29 protein-coding genes, 2 pseudogenes and 1 riboswitch are annotated in these 25,947 nt (G+C 71.4%); of the genes and pseudogenes, 16 read left to right on the forward strand and 15 right to left on the reverse strand.

Annotated features, from left to right (window positions below; translation table 11 throughout):
- Nucleotides 1–123 precede the first annotated feature (123 nt).
- Nucleotides 124–276, forward strand: a pseudogene (locus WJM95_RS01815) (hypoxanthine oxidase); the annotation flags it as partial.
- 14 nt (nt 277–290) lie between these two features.
- On the opposite strand, the gene WJM95_RS01820 reads toward WJM95_RS01815, so the two are convergent.
- Nucleotides 291–983 (reverse strand): M24 family metallopeptidase, encoded by a 693-nt coding sequence (locus WJM95_RS01820; RefSeq protein ID WP_339127670.1) that lies wholly within the window; start codon nt 981–983, stop codon nt 291–293.
- A gap of 170 nt (nt 984–1,153) precedes the next feature.
- Here WJM95_RS01820 and WJM95_RS01825 point away from each other — a divergent pair, with 170 nt between their 5' ends.
- Nucleotides 1,154–1,792, forward strand: a complete 639-nt coding sequence (locus tag WJM95_RS01825) for a sulfite oxidase-like oxidoreductase (protein ID WP_339127671.1) — start codon at nt 1,154–1,156, stop codon at nt 1,790–1,792.
- 35 nt (nt 1,793–1,827) lie between these two features.
- On the opposite strand, the gene WJM95_RS01830 is transcribed toward WJM95_RS01825, so the two are convergent.
- Nucleotides 1,828–2,634 carry a sulfite exporter TauE/SafE family protein gene (locus WJM95_RS01830; protein ID WP_339127672.1) on the reverse strand — a complete coding sequence of 269 codons (807 nt, stop codon included), beginning with the start codon at nt 2,632–2,634 and terminating at the stop codon, nt 1,828–1,830.
- A gap of 102 nt (nt 2,635–2,736) precedes the next feature.
- Here WJM95_RS01830 and WJM95_RS01835 point away from each other — a divergent pair, with 102 nt between their 5' ends.
- Entirely contained in the window at nt 2,737–3,552 is an 816-nt protein-coding gene (locus WJM95_RS01835; RefSeq protein WP_339127673.1) for a helix-turn-helix transcriptional regulator, read from the forward strand.
- 75 nt (nt 3,553–3,627) lie between these two features.
- Here the strand turns inward: WJM95_RS01835 and modA are convergent.
- The 6 genes and pseudogenes from modA to WJM95_RS01865 form a co-directional block, all read right to left on the reverse strand.
- Nucleotides 3,628–4,463: pseudogene (modA, locus tag WJM95_RS01840) on the reverse strand (molybdate ABC transporter substrate-binding protein).
- Between the two features lie 218 nt (nt 4,464–4,681).
- Nucleotides 4,682–5,173 carry a DUF3291 domain-containing protein gene (locus WJM95_RS01845; RefSeq protein WP_339127674.1) on the reverse strand — a complete coding sequence of 164 codons (492 nt, stop codon included), beginning with the start codon at nt 5,171–5,173 and terminating at the stop codon, nt 4,682–4,684.
- A 213-nt stretch (nt 5,174–5,386) separates the two neighbouring features.
- Complete coding sequence (locus WJM95_RS01850; RefSeq protein ID WP_339127675.1) at nt 5,387–6,028, reverse strand: superoxide dismutase; 642 nt, start codon at nt 6,026–6,028, stop codon at nt 5,387–5,389.
- A gap of 235 nt (nt 6,029–6,263) precedes the next feature.
- Nucleotides 6,264–7,400, reverse strand: coding sequence for an FAD-dependent oxidoreductase (locus WJM95_RS01855; protein WP_339127676.1), 1,137 nt, complete (start codon nt 7,398–7,400; stop codon nt 6,264–6,266).
- Nucleotides 7,401–7,597: 197 nt separating this feature from the next.
- Nucleotides 7,598–8,788, reverse strand: a complete 1,191-nt coding sequence (locus WJM95_RS01860) for an acyl-CoA dehydrogenase family protein (protein WP_339127677.1) — start codon at nt 8,786–8,788, stop codon at nt 7,598–7,600.
- A 189-nt stretch (nt 8,789–8,977) separates the two neighbouring features.
- On the reverse strand, nt 8,978–9,199 hold the full coding sequence (locus WJM95_RS01865) for a CbtB-domain containing protein (protein ID WP_339127678.1): 222 nt from the start codon (nt 9,197–9,199) through the stop codon (nt 8,978–8,980).
- A gap of 62 nt (nt 9,200–9,261) precedes the next feature.
- Nucleotides 9,262–9,352: riboswitch (cobalamin riboswitch) on the reverse strand.
- A gap of 129 nt (nt 9,353–9,481) precedes the next feature.
- Here WJM95_RS01865 and WJM95_RS01870 point away from each other — a divergent pair.
- On the forward strand, nt 9,482–10,057 hold the full coding sequence (locus tag WJM95_RS01870; protein ID WP_339127679.1) for a histidine phosphatase family protein: 576 nt from the start codon (nt 9,482–9,484) through the stop codon (nt 10,055–10,057).
- 27 nt (nt 10,058–10,084) lie between these two features.
- Here the strand turns inward: WJM95_RS01870 and WJM95_RS01875 are convergent, their stop codons facing one another.
- Nucleotides 10,085–10,459: a ferredoxin gene (locus tag WJM95_RS01875; protein ID WP_339127680.1), complete on the reverse strand. Its 375-nt coding sequence runs from the start codon at nt 10,457–10,459 to the stop codon at nt 10,085–10,087.
- A gap of 51 nt (nt 10,460–10,510) precedes the next feature.
- A complete protein-coding gene (locus WJM95_RS01880) occupies nt 10,511–10,903 on the reverse strand; it encodes a nuclear transport factor 2 family protein (protein ID WP_339127681.1) in 393 nt (130 codons plus the stop codon).
- 81 nt (nt 10,904–10,984) lie between these two features.
- Here WJM95_RS01880 and WJM95_RS01885 point away from each other — a divergent pair, with 81 nt between their 5' ends.
- Both WJM95_RS01885 and WJM95_RS01890 read left to right on the forward strand, forming a co-directional pair.
- Nucleotides 10,985–11,548 (forward strand): PadR family transcriptional regulator, encoded by a 564-nt coding sequence (locus WJM95_RS01885; protein ID WP_339127682.1) that lies wholly within the window; start codon nt 10,985–10,987, stop codon nt 11,546–11,548.
- 82 nt (nt 11,549–11,630) lie between these two features.
- Nucleotides 11,631–12,788 carry a Gfo/Idh/MocA family oxidoreductase gene (locus WJM95_RS01890; protein WP_339127683.1) on the forward strand — a complete coding sequence of 386 codons (1,158 nt, stop codon included), beginning with the start codon at nt 11,631–11,633 and terminating at the stop codon, nt 12,786–12,788.
- 112 nt (nt 12,789–12,900) lie between these two features.
- On the opposite strand, the gene WJM95_RS01895 is transcribed toward WJM95_RS01890, so the two are convergent.
- The 4 genes from WJM95_RS01895 to WJM95_RS01910 all read right to left on the reverse strand — a co-directional run bounded on the left by WJM95_RS01895 (nt 12,901) and on the right by WJM95_RS01910 (nt 15,961).
- Nucleotides 12,901–13,296 (reverse strand): hypothetical protein, encoded by a 396-nt coding sequence (locus WJM95_RS01895; protein WP_339127684.1) that lies wholly within the window; start codon nt 13,294–13,296, stop codon nt 12,901–12,903.
- A gap of 131 nt (nt 13,297–13,427) precedes the next feature.
- Nucleotides 13,428–14,495 (reverse strand): CU044_5270 family protein, encoded by a 1,068-nt coding sequence (locus WJM95_RS01900; RefSeq protein ID WP_339127685.1) that lies wholly within the window; start codon nt 14,493–14,495, stop codon nt 13,428–13,430.
- Entirely contained in the window at nt 14,492–15,109 is a 618-nt protein-coding gene (locus WJM95_RS01905) for an RNA polymerase sigma factor (RefSeq protein ID WP_339127686.1), read from the reverse strand. The genes WJM95_RS01900 and WJM95_RS01905 overlap by 4 nt, the downstream gene beginning before the upstream one ends.
- Nucleotides 15,110–15,307: 198 nt before the next feature.
- On the reverse strand, nt 15,308–15,961 hold the full coding sequence (locus tag WJM95_RS01910; RefSeq protein WP_339127687.1) for a fasciclin domain-containing protein: 654 nt from the start codon (nt 15,959–15,961) through the stop codon (nt 15,308–15,310).
- Between the two features lie 481 nt (nt 15,962–16,442).
- On the opposite strand from WJM95_RS01910, the gene WJM95_RS01915 reads away from it, so the two are divergent.
- Entirely contained in the window at nt 16,443–16,886 is a 444-nt protein-coding gene (locus WJM95_RS01915) for an ATP-binding protein (RefSeq protein ID WP_339127688.1), read from the forward strand.
- A gap of 84 nt (nt 16,887–16,970) precedes the next feature.
- On the opposite strand, the gene WJM95_RS01920 is transcribed toward WJM95_RS01915, so the two are convergent.
- Nucleotides 16,971–17,417, reverse strand: coding sequence for a DUF1772 domain-containing protein (locus WJM95_RS01920; RefSeq protein ID WP_339127689.1), 447 nt, complete (start codon nt 17,415–17,417; stop codon nt 16,971–16,973).
- Between the two features lie 90 nt (nt 17,418–17,507).
- Between WJM95_RS01920 and WJM95_RS01925 the strand changes: the two genes are divergently transcribed.
- From WJM95_RS01925 to WJM95_RS01965, 9 genes are all read left to right on the forward strand, one after another.
- Nucleotides 17,508–18,086 (forward strand): TetR/AcrR family transcriptional regulator, encoded by a 579-nt coding sequence (locus tag WJM95_RS01925; protein ID WP_339127690.1) that lies wholly within the window; start codon nt 17,508–17,510, stop codon nt 18,084–18,086.
- 195 nt (nt 18,087–18,281) lie between these two features.
- The gene (locus tag WJM95_RS01930; RefSeq protein ID WP_339127691.1) at nt 18,282–19,301 is read left to right on the forward strand and encodes a sugar ABC transporter substrate-binding protein; all 1,020 of its coding nucleotides are present in this window, start codon (nt 18,282–18,284) and stop codon (nt 19,299–19,301) included.
- Nucleotides 19,301–20,377 (forward strand): ABC transporter permease, encoded by a 1,077-nt coding sequence (locus WJM95_RS01935; protein WP_339127692.1) that lies wholly within the window; start codon nt 19,301–19,303, stop codon nt 20,375–20,377. The genes WJM95_RS01930 and WJM95_RS01935 overlap by 1 nt, the downstream gene beginning before the upstream one ends.
- An 8-nt stretch (nt 20,378–20,385) precedes the next feature.
- The gene (locus WJM95_RS01940; RefSeq protein WP_339127693.1) at nt 20,386–21,360 is read left to right on the forward strand and encodes an ATP-binding cassette domain-containing protein; all 975 of its coding nucleotides are present in this window, start codon (nt 20,386–20,388) and stop codon (nt 21,358–21,360) included.
- A gap of 119 nt (nt 21,361–21,479) precedes the next feature.
- Nucleotides 21,480–22,052 (forward strand): TetR/AcrR family transcriptional regulator, encoded by a 573-nt coding sequence (locus WJM95_RS01945; RefSeq protein ID WP_339127694.1) that lies wholly within the window; start codon nt 21,480–21,482, stop codon nt 22,050–22,052.
- 259 nt (nt 22,053–22,311) lie between these two features.
- Nucleotides 22,312–23,493, forward strand: coding sequence for an acyl-CoA dehydrogenase family protein (locus WJM95_RS01950; RefSeq protein WP_339127695.1), 1,182 nt, complete (start codon nt 22,312–22,314; stop codon nt 23,491–23,493).
- Between the two features lie 363 nt (nt 23,494–23,856).
- Nucleotides 23,857–24,849 carry a dihydroxyacetone kinase subunit DhaK gene (dhaK, locus tag WJM95_RS01955; RefSeq protein WP_339127696.1) on the forward strand — a complete coding sequence of 331 codons (993 nt, stop codon included), beginning with the start codon at nt 23,857–23,859 and terminating at the stop codon, nt 24,847–24,849.
- 89 nt (nt 24,850–24,938) lie between these two features.
- Entirely contained in the window at nt 24,939–25,538 is a 600-nt protein-coding gene (gene dhaL, locus WJM95_RS01960) for a dihydroxyacetone kinase subunit DhaL (protein WP_339127697.1), read from the forward strand.
- Nucleotides 25,531–25,947, forward strand: coding sequence for a PTS fructose transporter subunit IIA (locus WJM95_RS01965; RefSeq protein ID WP_339127698.1), 417 nt, complete (start codon nt 25,531–25,533; stop codon nt 25,945–25,947). Before dhaL ends, WJM95_RS01965 begins: the two co-directional genes overlap by 8 nt.

The raw sequence follows: 25,947 nt of genomic DNA on the forward strand, positions 1-25,947 counted from the left end.
GGCCGTGCGGGCCAGGGCGGAGCGGGCCTCGGCCAGGGCGTTCGCCAGTCCCTCCGCCGGGCCGGGGGACGCGCTCGTGCCGCCGTGGAGCGGTGTGCCGGGAGCGCGGGCCGCGACGAACGGGACGCGATCGGCCCGCTCGGGGCCAATTCGATGAGCGAGAGTCCCTTCAACCCGGTCGCCCCCGCCCTCGCCAACGCCCTGCGCGACGCGACCGGCGTCCGCTTCACCCAACTCCCGCCGACCCGGGACCGGGTGTGGCTCGCGGTGCGCGAGGCGGCCGTGACGGATCAGCCGAGATCCAGCAACTCCTCGTGGAATCCGCCGAATCCGCGGTCGCGGTCGGCGAGGTGGATCTCCAGGATCCAGTGGCAGCGGCGCCCGGCCTTGTCGGTGCGCCGCAGCGGGGTGTCGTTGTCCGGCACGATGTACGACTCGACGTGCGCGCCGTCGATCGTCTCGTGGGGGAACTCGCCGACCAGATGCCCGGCGTGCCAGCCGCCCAGTTCCCATCCGGCTTCCGTGGCGATCCGTTCGACCTCGGCGTACAGCCGCTTCCCGGTGATGCCGGGGTCCGCCTCGAAGAAGCTCCGGCCGGCCGCGAAGACCCGGGGCAGGTCGTCGCGCAGGCGGTGCTTGACCGGGTCGTCGCCGAGGACGAAGGTCCGGCCGAAGTCCGCCTCGTACTCCTCGAAGATGGGCCCGAAGTCGGCGAAGGCGATGTCGTCCGCGCCGATCAGCCGGTCCGGCGGGTTCTCCTTGTACGGCAGGAGGGTGTTCGGACCCGAACGCACGATCCGCTTGTGCCAGTGCCGGGTCGTGCCGAACATCTCGTTCGCCAGGTCACGGATCCGGTCGCTGACCTCACGCTCCCCCCGGCCGGGCGCCACGAGCCCGCGTTCCTCGATCTCCGCGAAGAGCCGCGCGGCCTTCGCCTGGGCGTCCAGCAGCCGTGCCGCGCGCGTGAGTTCGTCATCCGCCATGGAACCGACGGTAGGAGCAGGGATCGATCTTCGGCAACCGGAATCCACCGACGAGCGGCGGCTTCACGACACCGGTCGCACCTTGCCACCGAGCCCCTCCCCCGCCTCACTCCGTGTGAGCACCTACCTTGTACGGGGAAGGGGACCCCGGCGGAGAGAGGACGTCCCGCGTGGCAAGTGACCGACAGGGCACGGCGGAAGGGGCGTCGGACGCGTCCCGCCGCGTTCCTCCCGGCCAGCGCCTCGTGAACGGATGGCCGGTCTCCCACTACGGGCCCGTCCCCCGTTTCCGCCCCGAGCGCTGGAACCTGCGGGTGTCCGGTGCCACCGCCGACGGTGCCGAGCGCGGCTGGACCTTCGACGAGTTGACCGGGCTCCCGCATGTGACGGTCGTCGCCGACCTGCACTGCGCGACCGGGAACACCGACCACGAGTGGTACGGCATCCCCGCCACGGCGGTCCTGGACCTCGTCCCGCCGGCGGCGGAGGTCACGCACGTCATGGCCTGGGCGGAGTACGGCTATTCCGCCAACCTCCGGCTGGCCGACTTCACCACCCCGCGGACCCTGCTGGCCACACACCACAACGGCGAGCCCCTCACCGCCGAACACGGCTTCCCGCTCCGCCTGGTGGTGCCCCATCTGTACGGCTACAAGAGCGCCAAGTGGCTGCGCGGTATCGAGTACCTCACCGAGGACCGGCGCGGCTTCTGGGAGGAACGCGGCTACCACAACGTCGCCGACCCCTGGAAGGAGCAGCGCTACTCGTACCAGGAGCGGGAGGGCGACGGCCCGGAGCAGGCCACGTGAGAGCCGGGGCCGGCCGTCGTCGCGGGGCCCCCGCGTCAGGCTGACATGACCGTCATCACGATCAGGACGACCAGGAGCAGCAGGACGTAGGCGACCGAGTGGACGCGGTCCGGGACACGGCCGACGACCCGTCCCGCCACGGCGATCGTGGGCAGCGATCCGATGAGCAGGGCGGCGCCGGCGGTGAGATCGACGTATCCGAACCGTCCCCAGCCTGCGGCGGCGGTGGGTGCCAGGGCGTAGACGAGGGTCCCGGCCAGGGCGACGGGGACGGTGAGAGGGCCGGCCATCGCGGTCGCCTCGGCCATGGGGTGGCCCCGGCGGCGCAGCAGCGGAACCGTCATGACGCTGCCGCCCACGCCCAGCGCGGCGGCCACCAGCCCTATGCCCATCCCGCCGAAGGTGGTCATGCCCCGGCCCAGGGGCCCGGGAGGCGTTTTCCGCGCGGGAGAGATGAAGCCTTTCCGCAGCAGGCTGTCGGTGATCGTCACCAGGAGGTAGACGACGAACAGCGCGCGCAGCGCCGTACCGCCGATGAACGTGGCCGCGCAGGATCCCGCGGCGGCGCCGACGGTGATGAACGCCGCCAGCGGCCTGAGGTACGTGTGGCGCAGCCTCCCCTCGCGCCACTGGGCCAGCGCCGCCGCCACGGCGTTGACCGTCATGACCGCGGCCGAGGTCCCCACCGCGACGTGCATGGCGTCCGTCGCCGGGCGCGCCGCGGCACTCAGGACGCCGTAGATCACGGGTACCGCGATGAAGCCTCCGCCGAAGCCGAAGAGCACGGTGGTGATGCCGGTCAGGCACCCGAAGGACAGGAGAGTGAGGAACGAGGTGAGCACGGGTGAGACGTTAGGGATCACGAGCCGTGGCGGCCAAGCGATGATTCGCCGTCCTCCTACGCGCAGCGGACAGCCGCGCACGATCCCGCGTACCCTCGCGGCATGCGCAACATCCCGGTCGCGGAGGTGGACGAACTCGACCGCGCCGTACTGGCCATCGGCACCGACTACCCGCCGGAGCACCTGCTCGTCTGGCACGAGCACCGCCGGGCCCAGGTCCTTTACGCGGCCACCGGCGTCATGCGGGTCGAGACGGCGGACGGCAGCTGGACGGTCCCCACCGCCCGCGCGGTACTGATCCCGCCCCTGACCAGGCATCAGGTCACGATGACCGGCGTCAGCACCCGCAGTCTGTACATCGAGCCGGCCGCCGTGCCGTGGTTTCCCGCCCGCTGCCGCACCGTGGACGTCTCCGCCCTGCTCCGTGCGCTGATCCTGGAAGCCGTCGAGATGGAGCCCCGCTACGCCGAGCACAGCCGGGACGCGGCGCTCGCCGACCTCGTCCTCCACGAACTCAGGAGCCTCGCCCCGCTGCCGCTCGACGTGCCGCTGCCGTCCGAGCCCCGACTGCGCGCGCTGTGCGAGGAGTTCCTCCAGCGACCGGACATCCACGACCCGCCCGCACGCTGGTGCGCCGCCCTGAACATCAGCGAGCGAACCCTCGCGCGCCGGTTCCGCGACGGTACGGGTCTGAACTACGCGCAGTGGCGGCAGCGCGCCTGCGTCCTGCACTCCCTGCACCATCTCGCCAGGAGAGTGCCCGTCACGCGCGTCGCGGCCATGCTGGGCTACGACAACCCCGCCGCGTACACGGCCGCGTTCAAGAAGCTCCTGGGCCGGCCGCCGACGGCGTACGGGAGTCCCGGCCCGACGGGCGGCCGGTCCGCGGCGACGTCACGGACGCCGAGGGCCCGTTGACCGGGCCGGGAGGCCGCAGGCGGTCACCCCCGCGGTCGGCGGGATCCACCGAGCCGACCGCCGGAGGGCCGACCGTCACGGCTTGAGGAACCCGGCGTCCGTGAGGACCTTCTGGCCTTGCGGGGACTGGACGAGGGCGATGAACTCCTGGGCGGCCTCGGCGTTCTTCGCGTTCTTCAGCTCGACGATCGGATAGTCGTTGACGGCGTCGGACGACTCGGGGAATTCCACGCCGGTCACCTTGTCGCCTGCGGACTTCACGTCGGTCTTGTAGACGAGGGACGCGTCGGCCTCCTTCAGCACCACCTTGTTCAGGGCGGCCTTCACGTCCTGCTCGTAGGAGACCGGGGTCAGCTTGACGCCGGCCGCGTCCAGGACCTTCTGCGTGGCGGCGCCGCAGGGCACGGTCTTGTCGCACAGGACGACCTTGAGGCCGGACTTGGTGAGGTCGTCCAGAGAGGCGATCTTGTCCGGGTTGCCGGGCAGGGTGGCGATCTCCAGCTGGTTGCGCGCGAAGGTGGCCGGTGTCCCCGAGGCGTCGCCCGCGTCCGTGACGATCTTCATCGTGGTCGGGCTCGCGGCGGCGAACACCTCCGCCGGGGCACCGCCCTTGATGCTCGCCGCCAGGGTGTCGCTGCCGCCGAAGCTGAAGGTCACCTTGGTGCCCGGGTGCGCCTTCTCGAACTCCTTGCCGAGCTCGGTGAACGTCTCCTTGAGCGAGGCGGCGGCGAACACGGTCACGGTGCCGGACAGCTTGGAGGAGGCGGCCGCCGCGGCGGAGGCGTCCACCCGCGAGGTGGAGTCGGAGGACTGGGACGAGGAGGAACAGGCGCTCAGGGCCAGCAGTACGGAAACCCCGCACCGAACGCCTGAAGGGTCCGGCGGGTCCGACGAGCGGAACGAGTCGTCACAGTGCTCTCCTCAAGAGACGTCCGGCGGTCCGGGACCGCCGCACGGCCCGGATTCCTCAGAACGCCATCGTGATCCACCGCGGGACCGCAACCGCTGACCATCACGCCCATGTCGCGTGGGCCGATCGGGTGGGGTGGCGCCGGCGCGCGGATTCGGTGGGGCACCGTCGCGCCGGGCGGGTGCGTGCCGGCTCCCTGGAGAAGGAGGCGCAAGCGGCTCAGTGGCGGAAGGTGAAGGCGTGGGGCGCCGGGCCGTGGGCGTTGAGGTGTTCCAGTCTGGAGACGCCGTCCCGCCAGGTGGGTGTCACGCCGTCGGGGACCCACCAGAGCACGTGGTTCGGGTGTTCCGTCCTCTCGAACCAGTCGTTGCGCCTGCTCAGCGCCTTTCGGTGGGGGCCGGTGTAGACGGCATCGGAGGCGGAGCCCGGGTCGGTCCAGAGCGAGAGGGTCGCGGCGAGCGCGGTGGTTTCCACCGTACGGCCCTTGTCGTACCAGGCCGGGACGGCGAACTCTCCCCACGCACCCCAGTCCGCCTCGAAGAGCAAGCCCCGGTCACCGCCCGCCGCTTCGGCCCGAGCGATGTATCCGGGGTGCCGACCGATGTTCCGGTAGACGGCCTCGCCCATGTCGTAGAACTCGCGCGTGAGAGGTGCGGGATCGACGAGAGGGGACTTCAGGACGCCGAAGGTGTACAGCGCGAGTTGGGGCATGCGTCTCTCCCTGGTCGGACTCGCCGGGCGTCACCGGACCAGCCCTTCGCGGGCTGCTCAGCCGGAACGAACTCCGGTGCGACCGTGGGCGATCGCCGAGGACCAGGTGAAGGTAGCCGCCTCCGCGGGCCCTGTCGAAGTTGCGTTTTCCTTGCCCGAGTGGCCTCCGGACGGGCTCCCGCACGTCATGTCCGTACGGGAGTCCCGCCGCGTTCACGGAGTGAGCAGCAGGCTGTCGCCGCGCTCCTTGGCCGCGGCGTAACGCCGGGCCACGTCCTGCCAGTTGACGACGGCCCACATGGCGTCGATGAAGTCGACCTTCTGGTTCTTGTACTGGAGGTAGAAGGCGTGCTCCCAGGCGTCGAAGACCAGGATCGGGGTCGAGCCCTGGCCGACGTTGCCCTGGTGGTCGTAGACCTGCTCGACGATCAGACGGCCGCTGAGGGGCTCGTGGGCGAGGACACCCCAGCCCGAACCCTGCGTGGTCGCGGCGGCCTTGGTGAGCTGGGCCTTGAAGCCCGCGAAGGAGCCGAAGGACTCGGCGATCGCGTCCGCGAGGTCACCGACGCCGTCCTCCGCGAGGGGTTCGCCGCCGCCGTCGCCGGTCATGTTGTGCCAGTAGATGCTGTGCAGGATGTGTCCGGACAGGTGGAAGGCCAGGTTCTTCTCCAGGCCGTTGATCCAGCCCCACTGCTCCTTGTCACGGGCCTCCGCGAGCTGCTCCAGGGCGTCGTTCGCGCCCTTGACGTACGCCGCGTGGTGCTTGTCGTGGTGCAACTCGACGATCTGCGGGTTGATGACCGGTTCGAGCGCCGCGTAGTCGTACGGAAGCTCAGGGAGCGTGTAAACCGCCATGTCCAACGTCCTCCGATGTTATTGCGAGTCATATGCAACTGCAAGATAACAGCAAGAGCAACTGATTGCCGATCAAGAAGCGGGCCTGCGTCATCGCCGTTCGCTTCTACAAGTCGTCCGGCTTCGGGCCGCGCGGAACCCTGCCGAGCAAGGGGCTGGACGCACCGCAGGCAGGATGAAGCGGCTCCGCCCGGGCGCCGGTGGCCAGTGGCGGTGCCCCTCCTTCGGGGGCGGCTCAGCGGTTCGTCGGACGCGGGCGTCCGAGTGCGAAACGGCTCGGTCCCGGCTCTCCGCGTACCAGCGCGGCCGCCAACTCGCCGATGACCGGAGCGAACTTGAAGCCGTGCCCGGAGAACCCTCCCAGCACGGTGACCGGACCCTGCCGGTCGATGACGAAGTCGTGGTCGGGGGTGGTGGTGTACAGGCAGGTCACGGCCTCGGGCGCGGTGTGGTCCACGCCGGGGAGCCAGCGCTCGGCGTACGCCGCCAGCTCTCGCAGGATCACGGCGTCCGGGGTGCGGTCGCGCCGGTCGGGGTCGACGACGGGGCCGACGCCGTGGAAGCCCGCCTTGACACCGTCGGTGCTGCCGAGTCCGTACACCCCGTCCGCGGTGAGGCCGTCGACGGGCAGCGCGGCGCCCGGGTGGTGAATGTAGCTGGGCCAGGTGAGGGCGTCCGCCGCGGGGAAGTGCGCGGGCTGCTCCTGGGTGACACGCAGCACCGGCACGCCGCCGACCGGCGGAGCGGTAGCGCCGCCCAGCATTCCGGGCGCCCAGCCGCCGACCGCGACCACGACCGCGTCGGCGCGCAGTTCCTCCTCCGTGTCCGTGACCACCCGGACCTCGGCTTCGCCGCGCACCGACAGCCCGGTCACCCGGACGCCGTGCCGGACCTCCGCGCCGTGCGCCCGGGCCGCCTGCTGGAAGGCGGTGACCGCCTCGTCCGCGTGCAGACGTCCGGCCTCCGGGTGGAAGACCGCACCGGTGTCGGCGCGCAGCCCGGGCCAGCGCTCGGCGACCTCGTCCGGGCCCAGCCGCTCGGCCGGCCGTCCGGCGGCGGTCAGCGTCTCGTACAGCGCCTCGGTCGTGGCGGCCGGGCCATGGTCGACGGCTCCGGTGAGGGTGAGCACCTGCCGTCCCGTCTCCTCCTCCAGCCGCCGCCACAGCGGCAGCGACCGCACGGCGAGACCGACGTAGAAAGGGTCCGCGTAGGCCAGTCGGAAGATCCGCGAGGTGCCGTGCGAGCTGCCCCGGTCGTGGCCGGGCGGGAAGCGCTCCAGCAGGGTGACGCGGTCACCCCGGGCGGCGAGCCGCCACGCGGCGGACGAACCCATGACACCGCCGCCGATGACGACGACTCGACGAGAAGACACGGTGCTCGATCCTTTGGCGAACGATCCGGACCGCCCGGGGAACGGGACGCCCCGAGGTTTTCCGGCGTGACCCGCACCTGTCTACCAGCCGTAGGCCCGGAGCGAACCGGCCGGGTCGCCGCCGCCGGCCCCCTGTCCGTCGACACGCTCGGTCGTGCTCCCTCCTCGCCCCGGCCAAGAGGCTTCGCCACGGACTCCTAGCGCCGAACCCGCGGCATCCCCAGGCCGATCCACGAGATGATCTCCCGCTGGATCTCGTTGTTGCCGCCGCCGAAGGTGAAGATCACGGCCGAGCGGTAGCCGCGTTCGAGTTCGCCGTGCAGGACCGTGCCGGCCGAGCCCTCCTTGAGGGCACCGGGGGCCGCGACGATCTCCATCAGCCAGGCGTACGCGTCCCGGCGCGCCTCGGAGCCGTACACCTTGACGGCGGAGGCGTCCTGCGGGGTGAGCGTCCCCTCCTGGACGGCGTTCACCATGCGCCAGTTGAGGAGCTTCATCGCGTCAAGCCTGGTGTGCGTGCGGGCGAGCAGGCGCCGCACCCAGGGGAGGTCGACGACGCGGCGCCCGTCGGCGAGCTTGGTCTCCATCGCCCAGCGCTGGACGTCGTGCAGGGCGCGGATGGCCATGGTGCCGTGCGCGGCGAGCGTGACGCGCTCGTGGTTGAGCTGGTTGGTGATCAGCCGCCAGCCCTTGTTCTCCTCCCCGACCCGCCGGGTGGCGGGGACCTTGATGTTCTCGTAGTAGCTGGCGGTGGTGTCGTGCGAGGCGAGCGTGTTGATGACGGTGCACGAGTAGCCGGGGTCGGAGGTCGGCACGAGGAGCATGGTGATGCCCTTGTGCGGCGGGGCGTCCGGATCGGTGCGGACCGCGAGCCACACCCAGTCCGCCGTGTCGCCGTTGGTCGTCCAGATCTTCTGGCCGTCGACCGTGTAGTGGCCGCTCTCCTCGTCGCCCTCCCGCACCGCCCTGGTCCTGAGCGCGGCGAGATCCGTCCCGGCTCCCGGCTCGCTGTAGCCGATCGCGAAGTCGATCTCGCCGGCCAGGATCCTCGGCAGGAAGGACGACTTCTGCTCCTCCGTCCCGAACTTCATGATCGTCGGGCCTACGGTGTTGAGCGCCATCAGCGGCAGCGGCACCCCGGCCTGGGCCGCCTCGTCGAAGAAGATGAACTGCTCCATCGGGCTCAGACCCCGACCGCCGTACTCCTTGGGCCAGCCGACGCCGAGCCAGCCGTCCGCGCCGAGCCGTCGGATCGTCTCGCGGTAGAAGCGCTTCTGCGCCGCCGGATCGGCGTAGCGGGCGTAGGCGTGATCGGGCACCAACTCGGCGAAGTAGAGACGAAGTTCGGTCCGCAGCCGCTGCTGCTCCGGCGTGTATTCGAGATGCACGGCGCCTCCTGCCTCCCCGGGCACGACCTGACGGCGCACACCGTAGAACGTGTTCCAGAAATTGGGAATGCCGATGACGCCGGCGGAACGAGTGAGGGGGCGGTGCCCGGTCGCCCGGGCATCGCCCCCTCGTGCGGGCCGGGTTGCCGGCCGTCGCGGAATATCGTCGCTCGTGCGCCCCCGCCGCCGTCAGTGGCAGGGGAACCCGAGCAGGTGCCGGGCGTCGTGGACCCATTCGTGGACGTTCTCGCCGGAGACGAGGGAGGTGGCGCCCTGTTCGGCGCCGACGAAATAGAGCAGGACCAGCATCAGCATGCCGAAGAAGACCGCCCAGGGGACGATCGCGCCGATCGGCAGCTTGGCGGGAACGGCGGTGGGGGTGACGGTCGGCTGAACGACGGACTGCGCCATGGGGCAGAACCTCCTGGGGAACTCGCGTCCCATCTCGGTGGTGCACAGGACGACAGCCACGGGTCTGACTCACCCGCGTCCGTCACCCCTGGCCGGGATGACATGCGCCGGGCTTACAGTGGCGCGACCGTGCCGGACTTCCACCGGGCTTCCGCCGAACCGTCGTCAATATCCTCGTGACCGTACCGCGAAGCCGCACCCCGGCCAAGGGCGCACGACCCCCGTGCGCCGTGCGCCCCACGTCCGGCACCGTCCGGGTCCACGACACATGAGAGTGAAGGCATGACCAGCCGAGTTTTCTTGATCTCCGCGGCGATCAGCGAGGCGCTGCGCGAGGCCCGCTTCGACGACGGCAGTCCGGTGGACGCCTCCGGCCTGCGGGCCGCCCGGACGGCCGCCGCGGCGGGTGCCGTTCCGGCCGGCGGGCGGCTGTGGCTCTCCCCCACCGTGCGGTGCCGGCAGACCGCCGAGGCGCTCGGACTCGAAGGCGGCATCGACGTAGCGGAGTTGGCGCCTCTCGACGTGGGCCGCTGGCGCGGGGCGACGCTGGCCGAGGTGAGTGCCGAGGAGCCCGAGGCGGTGGCCCGCTGGCTCTCCGACCCCGCGTCGGCCCCGCACGACGGCGAGTCGGTGCGGGCGTTCTGCGACCGGGTGACGGAACGCCTGGACGCGGCGGCCGGGTTCGAGGGGCGGACCGTCGCCGTGGTCGAGCCCGAGGTCGTACGGGCCCTGGTGGTACGGGTGTTGGGAGCGCCCGAACCGGCGTTCTGGCGCGTGGACGTGCCGCCGCTCACCGTCACGGAGTTGAGCGGGCGCGCCGGGCGCTGGAACCTCCGCGCCGGGCGCCCGCTCGCCTGAACGGCCCTGCCCCGGCTGCTCCCGGCCTCATCGCAGCGTGGCGAGGAAGTCCGCGCACGCCCGGGCGCATTCACGGCATTTCCGTGCGGCGCCCTCCGCCCCGGGGCAGCCGTCGAAGGCCTCGGCGCACTCCAGGCAGACGTCCCGGCACCACTCCAGCTGGACGCGCGTGTCCCGCTCGCTCTGCCCCTGCTGACGGGACAGGACGTGGCAGGTCGCCTCGCACACCTCCGCGCACAGAATGCCCGAACGCCGCGCGGATTCCTGCCTCTTGGGCCCGTCGGGATTCAGGAGGCTCGCGCGCAGCGCCGCGGTCCGGGCGCACTCGGCGCAGGCCTGGGCGCAGGCGAAGCGGTCCTCCAGGAACCGGAAGAGCTCCTGCTGTGAAATCGTCGTCGTCACAACAGGCGGGTAGCCGGGTCGAGTCGGTTCAAACAGCGCGAGTCCGGACCCTCACGCTCCGGCGGCCTCCCGGGAGATCTGCTCGAACTGCGCCCCCATCGCCTCGGAGAGCGCCTGCGCCGCCGACAACGGGCGGACCATCACGGTGAATTCGTCGATGCGTCCGTCCTCGTCGAAGTGCAGGAAGTCGCAGCCGTTGATCTCCTTGTCGCCCACCTTGGCCGTGAAGACCAGCGCGTGGTCGCGGCCGTCCGCCCCGGCGATCTCGCGGACGTAGCGGAAGTCGCTGAAGACACGCCAGACACCCCGCAGGATCGCCGCGGTGATGGGCTTGCCCGGGTACGGCTTGAAGGCGACGGGGCTGGTGAACACGACGTCGTCGGCCAGCAGCTCCGCGACCGCGTCGAGGTCTCCGGCCTCCACGGCCTTGCGGAAGGAGTTCATCGCACTCACCCTCTTACTCAATTAATTGATTAGGTGCGGATAAGATTAGTCCTGGCGTCGCGGGACGTCTAGCCTTGCGGGATGGCATTGCGCAACGCGGTACTGGCCACCCTCCTGGAGGGCGAGGCGTCGGGCTACGACCTGGCCAAGGGCTTCGACGCCTCGGTGGCCAACTTCTGGATGGCGACCCCGCAGCAGCTGTACCGGGAGCTCGACCGGATGGAGTCCGAGGGGCTGATCGAGGCCCGGCTCGTGCGGCAGGAACGCCGGCCCAACAAGCGGGTCTTCTCGCTGACCCCGGCGGGGCTCGAAGCGCTGGCCTCCTTCACGTCCGGCCCCGCGAAACCCACCGCGATCCGGGACGAGCTGATGGTCAAGGTGTACGCACTCGACATGGGGGACGCCGACGCCGTCCGGGTGGCGATCGCCGAGCGGCTGGAGTGGTCGCGGGCCAAGCTGGCCCACTACGAGCGGATCGGCGCCCGGCTGCTCGACGGCCGCACCGAGGACGAGTACCTCGCCACCGTCGAGCGCGTGGGCCCGTATCTCACTCTCCTGGGGGGACGCGCCTTCGAGCAGGCGATCATCGAGTGGGCGGAACGGGCCCTGCGGGTGCTGGAGCGGCGGGCGGCCGTCGCCCCCTGACGGCGGCCCGTCCGGATTAGCCTGGTTGCGGGGTTGCTGGGCGGGGCCCCATTCGGCTCGGCTCGGATCGCAGGAGGCAGTCGTGGTGCGTGCGCTCGGTTTCGCCGTCGTGGGGTTCGGCTGGATGGGACGGGTGCACACCCAGGCGTACGCCCGCGTCCTCCACCACTTCCCGCGGCTCCCGCTGCGTCCCGAACCGATCGCCGTCGCCGACGAGGTGCCGGGGCGGTCCGAGGAGGCCGCCGAACGGTACGGCTTCGCCACGGCCGTGCGCGACTGGCGCGAGATCGCCGACGATCCGCGTGTGGAGGCCGTGAGCATCACCGCGCCGAACTTCCTGCACCGTGAGATCGGTGTGGCCATGGCCGCGGCCGGCAAGCACATCTGGATCGAGAAGCCGGTGGGACTGACCGCCGACGACGCCCGGGCCGTGTCGGGCGCGGTCGCCGCGGCCGGGGTCCGCGGCACGGTCGGCTTCAACTACCGGGGCGCGCCCGCCGTCGTGGCGGCCCGCGAGCTCATCGCCTCCGGCGGCATCGGTGCCGTCACCCACGTACGCATCCGCTTCTTCAGCGATTACGCGGCCCACCCCGAGGGCGCGTTGACCTGGCGCTACGAGCGTGAGCGCGGCGGCAGCGGGGTCCTCGGCGACCTGGCCTCGCACGGCGTCGACCTGGCCCGTTTCCTGCTGGGCGAGATCGAGGCGCTGGTGGCGGACACCGCCGTCTTCGTGCCGCTGCGGGCCCGTCCGGCCGGAGCGACCTCCGGTCACGCGCGCGCGGCGGGCGGGGAACCGGCGCCCGTGGAGAACGAGGACTACGTCAACTGCCTGCTGCGCTTCGCCTCCGGCGCGCGGGGCGTTCTGGAGGCGTGCCGGGTCTCGGTGGGCGAGCAGAACGACTACGGGTTCGACGTCCATGGCACCAAGGGCTCGGTGTCCTGGGACTTCCGCCGGATGGGCGAGCTCGGGGTGAGCCGAGGATCCACGTACCAGGACCAGCCGGTCAGCACCGTGTACGTCGGCCCGGGAGACGGGGACTACGCCGCCTTCCAGCCGGGCGCGGCGAACGCCATGGGCTACGACGATCTCAAGGTCGTCGAGGCGCACGCGTTTCTGCGGTCGATCGCGGACGACAGGCCGTACGGGGCCACGCCGGCCGACGCGGTGCGCAGCGCGGTGGCACTGGACGCGATGGTGCGGTCGGCGGCTTCGGGTACGTGGGTGACGCTGGAGGCGTAGCCGCCCGGCCCGCGCGCGGTGAGCGGGCGCCCGGACGGCTGGCCGGAATCGCGGCGAGCGAGCGCGCGGACACCCCCTCAGGCACGGGGAGAGCGAGCGCCCGGACGCCTGGTCAGGCGGAGGCGAAGACGTCCTCGGGGGCGTCGTCGAGGACGAATCCGTTGTCGAGCCGGACGCGGACGGTGACACGGAGCATCTGTCGCTGGAAGGCGACCCAGTGTTCCTCCAAGACCCCCACCTGCTCCTCCAGTTGCTTCCTGCTCGCGGACGGCATCTGGTGGCCGAAGTCGTCCAGGAGCGACTTGAGGCGCTGGTACTCACCGACCTCGTGGCTCTGCTGCCGGTCGTGCTCGTCCACGCGCTCGACGGTGCCCTCGACGCCTGCCGCCAGGGCCAGGGAGGCGGCGAAGGCGCCCGTCTCCTCCGGGGCCTCCCCGGCCGGGGTCACCGACCCGGCCAACCGGAGTTCCGCCGCCAGCCGCACCCGTTGGCCCACGTTCAGCGTCATCGGTCCTTCGTCCTCCTCGTCGGTCGGCGGCGATCCGGTGCGCGAGGCGCCGCCAGGCGTACCGGAGAGGAGACGATCATCCCATCCCCGGCTCCGGTCCCGCCCGTGCGCCTCGCGCGCCCCCGCTCAGCTCAGCTGTCGGCCCCCGCGGCCCTCTCGCCGTGCCGGTCGACCACGGCGCGCTGGAGCACGGCGATGCTGCCCGTCAGCGTGTCGGACGTGATGCCCTTCTGCTTGTCGTGGGTGATGAAGCCGCGCGCGCCGAGGAACGCGAGACTGTGCTTGTCGAAGATCCATTCGTCACGCGTGGCGGAGGAGGCGTCCTCACGGGTGATGCCGATGCCGTGGCGCCCGGCCACGTCCACGGCGTCCGGGATCTCCTTGACGCCCGGTATCCTCGCGGCCGCCTTGTACAGCGCGGCGGTGTTCCGCGGCGGCATGAGCGTCTGGCTCAGCAGGTCGCCGATCAGCGAGAAGACGGCCTGCTCCCTGGACTCGCCGTCCGACACGCGGACTTCGCGGCGCAGCACGGTGAGCAGCGCGTCGGGATCCGTCGGCAGCGAGGACAGCCAGGTGTACGTGGGGTGGTCGATCCCCGCCGGGACCGCGGCGGTCGACTCGATGGGGATCGTCTCGTCGGGCATCACGGCGTCCTTGCCCGACTCGCGCATCCAGCCGGTGGTCGTCAGGGGCCTGGGGTCCTGCGAGGTCCACGTCTCCAGCGTGTGCGGGGCGCCGAGTCGTATGGGCCCCTCGAACGTCCCCTTGTTCGAGACGGTCAGGCTCCTGACGTACACGAACTGGTCGTCCCTGACCGGGGTGGCATCGGCTGCCATCGCGACGACGGCGATCCGGTGGAGGGTGACGGCGGCGTTCCGCGCGTGGGCGCCGCCGGTCGCCGCCCGGTCCGCCGGGGTGGGGCCGCTGCCGGCGCCCGGGCCGGTGAGAGTGAGGGCCAGCGCTCCGGCCAGCACGGTCGAGGCGAGGGGCACCAGGAGCGCCGGACGTGTCAGCCGGCGGCGCGGTGCCCGGGCCGGGGTCGGTGCCGGAGCCTCGGCGGCGGCGTTCCCGAGGTCTTGGTCGATCTGCTGCATCAGGACGTCCTTGTGGTGGAGGTGTCGCTCCGGCGGGAGGTCCCATTCGGCCGGGGCGGACAGCAGCTCCAGCGCGTCCTCGGTCCGTCGACCGTCGGCGTTCATCGGGTCCCCTCCTTCAGGAACAGGGCCGCGAACGCGGCCTCACTCTCCACCTCTCCACGGGGGCCGGGAGGTTCCGTCCTCGCACCGCCCTGCCCGGAGCTGAGCCGGTCGAGCCGGGCCCGGGCGCGCGAGAGCCTCGACCGTACGGTGCCGACGGGGATGCCGAGCGTCTCCGCGGCCTGCCGGTAGTCGAGCCCGGCCGACACGCACAGCGCGAACACCTCACGCTCCTGGCGGCGCAGCCGGCCCAGCGCCTCGTGGACGAGCGCGAGCCGGCGGGCGTCGTCGATCCGCCCGGCCGTCTCCTCGGCGAAGTCCTCCACGGGACGCGGCAACGGGCTGCGCGCCAGGAAGGCGAGCCGCCGGCGCAGACTCCGGTTGGCGTTGCGCGCCTTGTGCGTGGCGATGCCGAACAGCCAGGGCCCCAGCGTGCCGCCCTCCGGCTCGACCCGTTCCCGGCCGCGCCAGGCGGCGAGGAACGTCTCGGACATGACCTCCTCGGCCTGCGACCAGTTGCCGGTCAGCCGCAGGGCGTGGTTGTAGACCGCCCGCGCGTACTGGTCGTAGAGCTCGGCGAACGCCGTCCGGTCTCCCGCCCGTATGCGCGCGCGCATGGACTCCGCTGGTTCTTTTTGACTCACACCCGGTACTCTCCGTGGCCCGCCCGGGGTTCCTGTGGCGCGCGTCACCCCCGGATGCGAGGGACGCCCGCACCGCACGACCCTAGGGCGTTCGGCGAGCCGACCGAGGCGATGCGATCAGCCGAAGGTCGGGACGTACGCCTGGATACGAGGGCCGAGCCGGACCTCGTGTCAGCTCTTGGGCATGAGGACCGTGTCGATGATGTAGACGTTGGCGTTGGCGGTCTTCACGTTGCCGCAGACGACCTTCGCGGAGTCGTTGACCGTGTACGACTCACCCGAACCGGAGGTCGTGAGCTTCGACTTCTCCAGCGTCGTGAAGGAGCCGTTCTCCAGGTCCTTCGGCGTCAGCTTCTGGCCCACCACGTGATAGGTCAGGATCTTCGTCAGCTGCGCCTTGTCGTTGAGGACCTTGTCCAGCGTCGCCTTCGGGATCTTCGCGAAGGCGTCGTTGGTCGGCGCGAACACGGTGATGTTCTGCGCGTTGTTGAGGGTGTCGACCAGACCCGCCTTCTTCACCGCCGTCACCAGGGTCGAAAGCGCGGGGTTGTTGGAAGCCGCGGTCGCCACCGGGTCCTTGGACATGCCGTCGAACGAACCGGCACCGTTCTTCGGAACCGAGGCACAGCCGGGCCCGAACGGCTGGTCCATGCCGCTCGCGCTGGAACCGCCCATGTCGGCGCTCTTGGTCGCCGCAGCCGCCGTCGTCGAGGCGGAATCGGACGTGCCCGAAGCACTGCTGCCACTGGAGCACGCGGTCATGACCAGCGGAAGCACGGCGGCGGCGGCCAGAAGACCGGAGGTACGGCGGATACGGGTGTTCATCATGTTCTCCTGGGGAACGGCGCGGCACGATGCGGCCACGCTCGGGGATGTCACGGAAGGGCGTTTCGTAAAGGTGCTCGCCGCTCGCGGGCGGGCGGACGAACCAGAGGCCCGGTCGAGGGTCGCGAGCGCGGCGCGCCGGCCACGGACGCCGAGCCGCTCCATGCGCCCGGCCGGCCGCGCTCGCTGAACCCTCTCTTCGTCCCTCACACCGGGAATCCGGTCCTGCGCACCGGGCGGATTGGCCCAGGCACCTGATCGGGTGAAAAGAGGTCCCGTACCCATCCGCTCCGCGTTCCGTCACGGATCAGAGGCTTGCGCCGGCGACAGCCCTTCGCCCGCCGGAAGGGATCTCGGCGGGCGAAGGACACGTCGTACGGGGGGATCCACGTTTCCCGCGTCCTCCGGTCATCCGGAACGACCACGGTTCCGGATCACTGACAGAGCCGCACCACGCCCCTCCTGAGAGGAGGCACCGGCCATGACCGTCACCACCCCGACCCCGGCACCCCCGACCGGTCGGCCCCACAGCCCCGTTGCCGACCATCGGCTGGCCGTCGCCCTGCCCTGCGGACCGCACTCCCCACGGCTGGCCCGGCACATCGCCGCCCGATGGCTGGCCGCGCACGGGGCTCCGGCCTCGCGCCTGTGCAATGCGGTGCTCATCGTCTCGGAACTGGTCACCAACGCCGTCCGGCACACGCACGAGCCCTGCACGCTCCAACTCACCTGGCGCGGAAGCCGGCTGGACATCGCCGTCGCGGACCACGGCGAGAAGCCGCCGGAGACGTCCGGCGCACCGGGCGAGCACGGCGGCTTCGGGCTCCCTCTCATCGAGGGCCTCGGAGGACGGATCGAGACGGTCCCCGCGCTCGGCGGCAAGACCGTGCACGCGACGGTGACCCTCACCCCGTTCGGCGCCTGAACCGCGCCGCCGCGCCGTCACACCGGAGTGGACGGGCGGGCGCGGTCCAGTCGGCTTCCGGGCGTCCACCGGAGCCCGGACGTCTCAGGCGAGGGCGGCGGCCAGCAGGGCGAAGGCGGCGATGAGGACGGCGACGCGGACGTAGTGGTAGCGGTTCCAGCGGTCCAGCTGCTGCTTCCAGTCGGCGGGCCGGTTGTCCGGGGTCCAGGTCTTGTTCCGGTTGTTGATCGGGACGAGCAGCAGTATCGACATGATCACGCTGACGATCAGCAGACCGGCGGCGGTCACGACGAGTCCGGCGCCGTGACCGTGCCACCCGGCGACGGCCCAGATCGCGGCGAGGACGACCGAGCCGATGTACCAGAACGGCATCAGGGCGCCCAGCATGCGGCCGCCGTGGGCGTGGCCGAGTTGACCGCTGTCCTCCGGAAGCGCGTCCAGGATCCGGTTCATGATGAAGGCGACGGAGAACTCCACCCCCACCAACACGCCGACGACCACGGTGGTGAAGACCTCGAGTGCGGTGAGCATGATGACCCTCCCAGGATCTAGCGTTGCTAGCTGATGAGGCAACGCTAGACCTAACTGCGCTCGATTGTCTAGCAGTGCTAGAATCGAGGTATGTCGGTACAGGAACGCAAGGAGCGTGAGCGGGCGGGCCGCGAACGCCTCATCGTGGCGACGGCCCGCGAACTCGCCGAGCAGCAGGGCTGGGACGCGGTCACCACGCGCCGGCTCGCCGAGCGCATCGAGTACAGCCAGCCCGTCCTCTACAGCCATTTCCGCGGCAAGCGCGAGATCATCGGCGCCGTCGCCCTCGAAGGCGCCGCCGAGATGGCCGCGGCACTGCGGGCCGCGACCTCCACCGCGGACGGCCCCCGCGCCCGGGTCACCGCCCTGGCTCGCGCCTACCTGGACTTCGCCGAGCGCAACCCGGCGGTCTACGACGCCATGTTCCAGCTCGACGGGGGCCTGGCGTTCGCGCAGGAGGACACCCCGGAGCCGTTGAAGGACGCCTTCGCCGCTCTGCTGGAGAGTCTCGGCGACGTTGCCGGGGACGGCGTTCATCCGGGCCTGTTCACCGAGGTGTTCTGGGCGGCTCTGCACGGGGTGGCCACCCTGACCCGGGCGGGACGGCTTCCGCCGGAGTACGCCGAGCAGCGGGTGACGATCCTGGTGGACCGGCTCGCCGCGCTCTGACGCACCGTCCGGACGGCCGGGCGTCCTCCCGCCTCGGAAGCCCGTCCACCAGGTCACCTGATGGCCTGTCACATCAGCGATGCGGCAAGGGTGTTGTCCATCGGTCCGGTCCCGTTCCCATGCGTGATGCGCCTGTTGCTGGGGATGTACAGGAGGAACACACAGGCCCCGGTCGCACAGTGAGGTGCTGGACTGATGGATCGCATGTTCCGAACCCGTTCCCGGAGACTCGCCCCCCTCGTGGCCCTGACCGCCGCGTCCTTACTGCTCGCCGCGGGCTGCTCCAGCGGTTCCGGCGGCAAGAAGGCCGAGGAGAGCGGGGCCGGCGGCACCGTGGGCAAGGCGGACACACCGCCGATGACGGTCGCCCTCGTCACCCACCAGGCGCCGGGCGACACGTTCTGGGACATCGTCCGCAAGGGCGCCGAGGCGGCGGCCGCCAAGGACAACATCCGTCTCGTCTACGCCCACAACCCGAACGCGGGCGACCAGGCCAACCTGGTGCAGAACGCGATCGACCAGAAGGTGGACGGCATCGCGATCACCCTCGCCAAGCCGGACGCCATGAAGGACGTGGTGGGCAAGGCGACTTCGGCCGGCATCCCCGTCGTGGGCCTCAACTCCGGGCTCAGCGACTGGAAGAAGCTCGGCCTGATGGAGTTCTTCGGCCAGGACGAGACCGTCGCGGGCGAGGCGCTGGGCAAGAGGCTGAACGCGGAAGGGGCCAAGAAGGCCGTCTGCGTCGTCCAGGAGCAGGGCAACATCGGCCTCACCCAGCGCTGCGACGGCGTGAGGAAGACGTTCGGCGGGACGACGGAGAACCTGTACGTCAACGGCACCGACATGCCGTCCGTGAAGTCCACCATCACGGCCAAGCTCAAGCAGGACCCGGCGATCGACTACGTCGTCGCCCTCGGAGCTCCGTACGCCCTGACCTCGGTGCAGGCCGTGAGTGACGCCGGGAGCAAGGCGAAGATCGCCACGTTCGACCTCAACAAGGACCTCACCGGCGCCATCAGCAAGGGCACCATCCAGTTCGCCGTCGATCAACAGCCATACCTCCAGGGCTACTTGGCGATCGACTCCCTGTGGCTCTACAAGAACAACGGCAACTACAGCGGCGGCGGCGAGCAGCCGGTGCTCACCGGTCCGGCGTTCGTGGACAAGGGCAACGTCGACACCGTCGCCCGGTTCGCCGCCAAGGGCACCCGGTGATGAGTACGGCCGGACAGACCGGGCCGACGGCGACCGTGCCGCCGGCCCCCGGCCCCCCGGCCGCCGACGGGCCGAGCGCACGGCGCCCCCTGGTGCTGCGGCTGCTCGCGCGGCCCGAGGTCGGCGTGTTCCTCGGGGCCGCCGCCGTGTTCGTGTTCTTCCTGATCGCGGCGCCGTCCCTGCGCTCCGGCGGTTCGATGGCCACGGTGCTCTACCAGTCGTCGACGATCGGTCTCATGGCGCTGCCCGTGGCCCTGCTGATGATCGGCGGCGAGTTCGACCTGTCCGCCGGCGTCGCGGTCGTCAGCTCGGCGCTGACGGCGAGCATGCTCAGCTACCAGCTCACGGTGAACGTCTGGGCGGGAGTCGTGGTCGCGCTCGTCCTCTCGCTCGCGATCGGGGCGTTCAACGGCTGGATGATGGTCCGCACCGGACTGCCGAGCTTCCTGGTGACGCTCGGGACCTTTCTGATCCTGCAAGGCGTGAACCTCGCGGTCACCAAGCTGGTCACCGACAACGTCGCCACCGACGACATCAGCGACATGGACGGCTTCGGCCAGGCGAGAAGGGTCTTCGCCTCGTCGTTCGACCTCGGCGGCGTCCAAGTGAAGATCACGGTCGTGTGGTGGCTCGTCTTCGCGGCGCTCGCCACCTGGGTGCTGCTGCGCACTCGGTACGGCAACTGGGTCTTCGCGGTCGGCGGCGACCAGGAGAGCGCCCGCGCGGTCGGCGTACCCGTGACCTTCACCAAGATCACGCTGTTCATGACGGTCGGCTTCGGCGCCTGGTTCGTCGGGATGCACGAGCTGTTCTCGTTCAACACGGTGCAGTCGGGCGAGGGCGTCGGCCAGGAGCTCATCTACATCGCCGCGTCGGTGATCGGCGGCTGTCTGCTCACCGGCGGCCAGGGCTCCGCGATCGGCCCCGTCTTCGGCGCCTTCATGTTCGGCATGGTGAACCAGGGCATCGTCTACGCGGGCTGGAACCCCGACTGGTTCAAGGCCTTCCTCGGCGTGATGCTGCTCGGCGCCACGCTCGTCAATCTGTGGGTCCGCCGCACGGCGACCCGGAGGTGAACCGACCCATGGCAGACAACGGATCCGGTCACTCGGACGTATCCGCCCCGGGCGCCCCACCCGGGCACGACGGCCCCCCGCCCGGGCATGACAGCGCCCCGCCCGGGCACGACAGCGCCGCGATCGGGCACGACGGCCCCCCGATCGTGGAACTGCGGGGCGTGGGCAAGTCCTACGGCACCGTCCGCGCCCTGCACGACGTGTCGCTCGAAGTCCGTCCGGGCCGCGTGACCTGCGTCCTCGGCGACAACGGCGCCGGGAAGTCGACCCTCATCAAAATCATCTCGGGGCTGCACCGGCACAGCGAGGGCGAGTTGCTCGTGGACGGCACGGCGGTGCGCTTCGGCTCCCCGCGCGAGGCCCTCGCCCAGGGCATCGCGACCGTGTACCAGGACCTCGCGACGGTGCCGCTGATGCCGGTCTGGCGCAACTTCTTCCTCGGCTCCGAGCCGACCCGGGGCCCCTGGCCCGTGCAGCGGCTCGACATCGCCCGGATGAAGCGGACCGCCGATGCGGAACTGCGCAGCATGGGCATCGTCCTCGACGATCTCGACCGGCCGATCGGCACGCTGTCCGGCGGGCAGCGCCAGTCCGTGGCCATCGCCCGCGCCGTGTACCTCGGCGCCCGGGTGCTGATCCTCGACGAGCCGACCGCCGCGCTGGGCGTCAAGCAGTCCGGGGTCGTCCTCAGATACATGGCCGCCGCCCGGGACCGCGGCCTCGGCGTCATCTTCATCACCCACAACCCGCACCACGCCTACATGGTCGGCGACCACTTCGCCGTGCTGCGGCTCGGCACCCTGGAACTCAGCGCCGACCGGGGCGAGGTCGGCCTGGAGGAACTCACCGACCACATGGCGGGAGGAACCGAACTGGCCCAGCTCAAGCACGAGTTGGCGCAGGTGCGCGGGGTCGACGTGGAGCGGCTTCCGGAGGCGGGGGACCTCGCGGGCGGAGGGACGGGGGGTGACCGGCGGGAATGACCGGGGCCCGCGCCCCACTCACCCGGGGCCGTCCGCCCGGAACAGGGTGCATGCGGCCCCGGATCACACCCCTGGAGGGGCGACGGTCACGGTGATGGAGGAACGGTTACGCTGAGATCATGCCGTCCACACGTCGTACCGCGCGCCAGACCGACCTGCTCAAGCGGCTGGTCGCGTTGCTGGTGGCGGAGGGCTTCGCGGCGTTCACCCTCGACGAGCTGACCGAGCGACTGCACTGCTCGAAGACGACCCTGTACCAACTGGCGGGAAGCAAGCAGGAGTTGGTACGGGAGGCGGTGAAGCACTACTTCCGGGAGGCCGCCCAGGCCGTCGAGAAGCAGGTGGCCGACACCTCCGCGCCCTCCGAGCGCGTGGTCGTCTACCTGAACGCAGTCGCCGGACAGCTGCGGCCGCTCTCCCGGCGGTTCCTCGACGACATGGCCGAGTTCGAACCGGCCCGCGAGGTGTACGAGGCCAACACGCGCCTCGCCGCGGGCCGGATCCGGCAGCTGATCGCCGACGGCGTGGCCGCCGGGGCGTTCCGTGACGTCCACGCGGCGTTCGTGGGCGAGGTCGTGGCCGCGACGATGCAGGAGATCCAGCGCGGCGAGGTCGCCGCGCGCACGGGACTGAACGACGCCGAGGCCTACGCCGAGCTGGCGTCGCTCATCGTGCACGCCGTCTCCCCCTGATCACCGCCGCCCCGGCGCCCCGGCCGCCCGGCCGCGTGGCGCGGCGAGACCCACCCGTACCACCCTCCCGTATCACCCCCGGGTGAGCCCGCGCATCCGCGCGTGCGGGCCCGGCTCATCACGTACAGAACCCGCCCACCGGTCGCCGACCGGCGGATCCGTCGCTTGCCGGCATGGCCTGGCGGTACCAAAAACGATACTGTTGTATCGCCTGGCGTATCAAAAGCGTCCAGTGAACCGCCACCACCGAGGACCTGCCATGCCCGCGACCCGCACCCTTCCCACGCCGGAAGCCGTCGACCTGATCGCCCTGACCCGCGAGCTCGCCGAGAAGGAACTCGCTCCGCGCGTCGCCGAGGCCGAGGCCGAGGGACGCTTCCCCCGCGAGGTCTTCCGGACCCTCGGCCGGGCCGGTCTGCTGAGCCTGCCCTACCCCGAGGAGTTCGGCGGCGGCGACCAGCCCTACGAGGTCTACCTCCAGGCCCTGGAGGAGATCGCCGCCGTCTGGGCCAGCGTCGCCGTGGGCGTCTCGGTGCACGCGCTGTCCTGTTTCGCCCTCGCCTCGTTCGGCACCGAGGACCAGAAGAAGGAGTGGCTCCCGGACATGCTCGGCGGCGAGCTGCTCGGCGCCTACTGCCTGTCCGAGGCCCACGCGGGCTCCGACCCGGGCGCGATGCGCACCCGGGCCGTACGGGACGGCGACGACTACGTCCTCAACGGCGCCAAGGCCTGGACCACGCACGGCGGGTACGCGGACTTCTACACCGTCATGGCCCGTACGTCCGACGAGGGCTCGCACGCCATCTCCTGCTTCCTCGTCCCGGCCGACACACCCGGCGTGGTGGCCGACCCCCCCGAGCAGAAGATGGGCCTGACCGGGTCCGCCACCGCCACCGTGCGCCTGGAGAACGTGCGCGTGCCCGCGAGCCGCCGGCTGGGCGAGGAGGGCGAGGGGCTGCGGATCGCCTTCGCCGGGCTGGACTGCGGACGCCTCGGCATCGCCGCGGTGGCCACGGGTCTCGCCCAGGGCTCCCTTGACCACGCGCTGCGCTACTCGCGCGAGCGCGAGACCTTCGGCCGGCCCATCATCGAGCACCAGGGTCTGGCCTTCGTCCTCGCCGACATGGCCGCGGCGGTGCAGGTGTCCCGGGCCACGACGCTCGCCGCCGCCCGGCTCAAGGACGAGGGGCTGCCGTTCCAGTCCGAGGCGTCGATCGCCAAGCTGATCTCCACCGACAACGCCATGAAGGTCACCACGGACGCGGTCCAGGTGCTGGGCGGCGCCGGCTACACCCGTGACTTCCCGGTCGAGCGCTACATGCGCGAGGCCAAGGTCATGCAGATCTTCGAGGGCACCAACCAGATCCAGCGCCTGATCATCGGCCGCGGCCTCAAGGAGAGCGACCGCGGCAGCCTGCGGGTGCGCAGCGCGGGGAACTGACGGAGGCGGTACGGCGCCCTCGCGCCACCGGGGGGATACGCAGCCCTCGCGCCACGGGAGCCGTACGGCGTCCTTCCGTGTCGGCGGCCGTACGGTGGGCTCCGGAACCGGCCCCTTCGGCGCCCGCGTTCGGCGGAGAACGTCCGCGCACGTGATTATCGCCGTCGGAACGCCGATACTTCCCAGTGTGAGCTCCTCGCACCGCCGATCCGCTCGCCGGCCGGACGGGCCGGCCCTTCGGCCACGTCCGCGACGGACGGGTTCGGGCCCGCTCCCGGCGTGGGCGGCACCGGACCGCGGCCCGGCGGTGGCGTGGGCACCACCGGACAGCGGCCCGGCGGCTCTTCTCACCAGGAGGTTCCCATGAAGATGCTCATCAACGTGGCGGAGACGGTGGTGGCGGACGCGCTGCGGGGCATGGCGGCGGCCCATCCGGAGCTGACGGTGGACGTCGACAACCGTGTGATCGTCCGCAGGGACGCGCCGGTCGCCGGACGGGTCGGCCTCGTATCCGGCGGTGGGTCCGGGCATGAGCCGCTGCACGGCGGGTTCGTGGGCCCCGGGATGCTGTCGGCGGCCTGCCCCGGTGAGGTCTTCACCTCCCCGGTGCCGGACCAGATGCTGCGAGCGGCTGCGGCCGTGGACAGCGGCGCGGGTGTGCTGTTCATCGTGAAGAACTACACCGGCGACGTCCTCAACTTCGACATGGCCGCGGAGCTGGCCGAGGACGAGGGCATCCGGATCGCCAAGGTCCTCGTCAACGACGACGTGGCCGTGACCGACAGTCTGTACACGGCCGGGCGGCGCGGAACGGGCGCGACGCTGTTCGTGGAGAAGATCGCCGGCGCCGCCGCCGAGGAGGGTGCGCCTCTGGAGGCCGTCGAGGCACTGGCCCGCAAGGTCAACGAGAACTCCCGCAGTTTCGGCGTCGCGCTCAGCGCCTGTACGACACCGGCCAAGGGCAGCCCGACGTTCGATCTGCCCGCGGGCGAGCTCGAACTCGGTGTCGGCATCCACGGTGAACCGGGCCGGGAGCGGCGCGCGATGATGACCTCACGCGAGATCGCCGACTTCTCGGTGCACGCCGTCCTGGACGATCTCGCACCGCGCAATCCCGTGCTGCTGCTGGTCAACGGCATGGGCGCCACCCCCCTGCTGGAGCTGTACGGCTTCAACGCGGAGGTCCAGCGGGTGCTGACCGAGCGTGGCGTCCCCGTGGCCCGCACCCTGGTCGGCAACTACGTCACCTCCCTCGACATGGCGGGCGCCTCGGTGACCCTGTGCGAGGTGGACGAGGACCTGCTGCGCCTGTGGGACGCGCCGGTCAGGACACCGGGGCTTCGCTGGGGCGTGTGAACCCGGCCGACGGGCCGGGAACGGCACCCCGGCCCCCGGGCCGCCGAACGTCCATGAGGTCAACTCTCGTACCACGCAAGGAGAATTCCGTGCTCGACGCCGATTTCTTCCGCCGCTGGATGACGGTGACCGCCGCCTCGGTGGACCGTGAGGCGGAGCGGCTCACCGACCTGGACTCCCCCATCGGTGACGCCGACCACGGCAGCAACCTCCACCGCGGGTTCGCCGCCGTGACCGCCGCCCTGGAGAAGGACCCCCCGGACACCCCCGGCGCCGTCCTCACCCTCGCCGGAAGGCAGTTGATCTCGACGGTCGGCGGCGCGTCCGGACCGCTGTACGGCACGCTGCTGCGGCGGACCGGCAAGGCGCTCGGTGACGCCGCAGAGGTCAGCGACGAGCAGTTCGCGGACGCGCTGCGCACGGGCGTCGACGCCGTCATGGCACTGGGCGGGGCCGCGCCCGGCGACAAGACCATGATCGACGCCCTGGTGCCCGCGGTCGACGCGCTCGCCGAATCGTTCGCGGCGGCGAAGTCCGCCGCCGAGGAGGGCGCCGTGGCGACCACCCCGCTCCAGGCCCGCAAGGGCCGGGCGAGCTATCTGGGCGAGCGCAGCATCGGGCACCAGGACCCGGGTGCCACGTCCTCGGCCCTGCTGATCGCGGCACTCGTGGAGGCGTCCGGTGAGTGATGCCGACCAGGGGCTTGTCGGGGTCGTGCTGGTCTCGCACAGCGCCGCCGTCGCCGCGTCCGTCGCCGAACTGGCCACGGGTCTGGCCGGCGGCGGCACGGTCGCTCCCGTCGCACCGGCGGGCGGGACCCTGGACGGCGGGCTCGGCACCAGCGCGGACGTGATAGCCGCCGCCGCGGCCTCCGTGGACCGCGGCGCCGGGGTCGCCGTGCTCACCGATCTGGGCAGTGCCGTGCTCACCGTCAAGGCGCTGCTCGCCGAGGGCGACGAACTCCCGGACGGCACCCGGCTGGTGGACGCCCCCTTCGTCGAGGGCGCGGTGGCCGCGGTCGTCACGGCCTCGGCGGGCGCCGACCTCACGGCGGTGGAGGCGGCGGCAGCGGAGGCGTACACCTACCGGAAGGTGTGA

This window comes from Streptomyces sp. f51 (genome assembly GCF_037940415.1).
Classification (GTDB): domain Bacteria; phylum Actinomycetota; class Actinomycetes; order Streptomycetales; family Streptomycetaceae; genus Streptomyces.